A 1,276-nucleotide genomic window follows, 5' to 3' on the forward strand; every position below is an offset into this window, starting at 1 on the left:
TAGATTTTACATCAAATTGGCTCCACAAAATATTTATCATATCAATGCTTCAGCAGGTTTTTCTGTTTTACACAAATTTATCTGACTATAATATGGACAACCGCCTCTACAATTACTACTATTCTTACAAGTTCTTTCACAAGTATTTACTTGAGCTTTCCGATAAGTTTCCCAATGGCTATTCCAGATTTCCGAAAAACCTTTCTCTTTTAAATTGTATGTATCCCTATTGTGATTCGCAAATGAGCAGGGCTTTACATTTAGATTTTCATCAACATAAGCAGAAAAAAAAGCACATTCACATGGTTCAATAAAATCAATTGTAGTATTTGTAAAATGCATCAGCATAAAACAAGAATCAAAACCTATATTGAGATTACAAGAATGACCGTCAATCAATTTGCAAAATTTCTTTAAATCATCATTTAATTCTAAACATAAATCTTCTTTTCCTCTCCCCATAGGCTTAAACGTCAGAAATATTATCGAGTTAACCCCTTTCAATAACTCATTATATTTACCTTCTAAAATTTCTATTCCTTGCTTTATACTTTTCTTGTCGAGTATAAAATGAATATTCGTTTTAATTCCCTCATCAATAAAAATTTGTGCTTTAGACGATGGTATAGAACGAATGTTTGGAAAAGAAATTGCTACAGCCCCCACGAGTGGCTTAATCTGTTCTGCAATATCTTTTGTGATATGCATTGCATTTGTTGTAAAATTGGGCACGACATTATATTTCCTTGTGATTTTTAATATTTCAATAATATCAGGATGTTCCAGTGGTTCACCACCCCCTAATGCTACTTGAAAAACATTACCCCAACGCTCATCATTCAAAGATTGAATTACAGTTTCATAATCATCCAAACTCATAAATACATTATTGGCTACACTATCTCGATAGCAAAAAGTACAGCCTTTAGTGCAATGATTTGAGATTGAAATATCAACTAATTCGGGTAAAGGTGCTCTATAAGGATCATCGTTTACTGTTTTCCCCCATCGCATTGTTATACCAGATTTTGGATCAGCTACAAAATTATATCCATCACTGTGTCTTCTTATTAAATTCATAATTAATAGGTTTGTGTTTGAGTTACTCCTAACCCACAAATTTTCCCTAACTCGCCATTCACTACATACTCTCCATAAATGTATTTCCAAATCTCTTCATCATCCATTTGGGACAAATCAACTTCTTTTCCTTCTGCCTCAATCCATTCTTTGGTATTAGTTCCGCCATCAGTATCAAACTCTACCTTTTTATAGT

2 protein-coding genes are annotated in these 1,276 nt (G+C 32.6%); both read right to left on the reverse strand.

Annotated elements, in window-relative coordinates:
• Window positions 1–36 precede the first annotated feature (36 nt).
• Window positions 37–1,080: a radical SAM protein gene (locus AC4AGG_RS16455; protein ID WP_489773109.1), complete on the reverse strand. Its 1,044-nt coding sequence runs from the start codon at window positions 1,078–1,080 to the stop codon at window positions 37–39.
• 2 nt (window positions 1,081–1,082) lie between these two features.
• The coding region (locus AC4AGG_RS16460; RefSeq protein WP_489773110.1) for a hypothetical protein at window positions 1,083–1,276 on the reverse strand (194 nt) is incomplete at its 5' end.

It is taken from the genome of Chryseobacterium sp. CG10_8, assembly GCF_058117085.1.

Excerpts from the sequence above, each read along its gene's own strand:
- AC4AGG_RS16455 (WP_489773109.1), bottom strand. The coding sequence starts at position 1,080 with ATGAATTTAATAAGAAGACACAGTGATGGATATAATTTTGTAGCTGAT.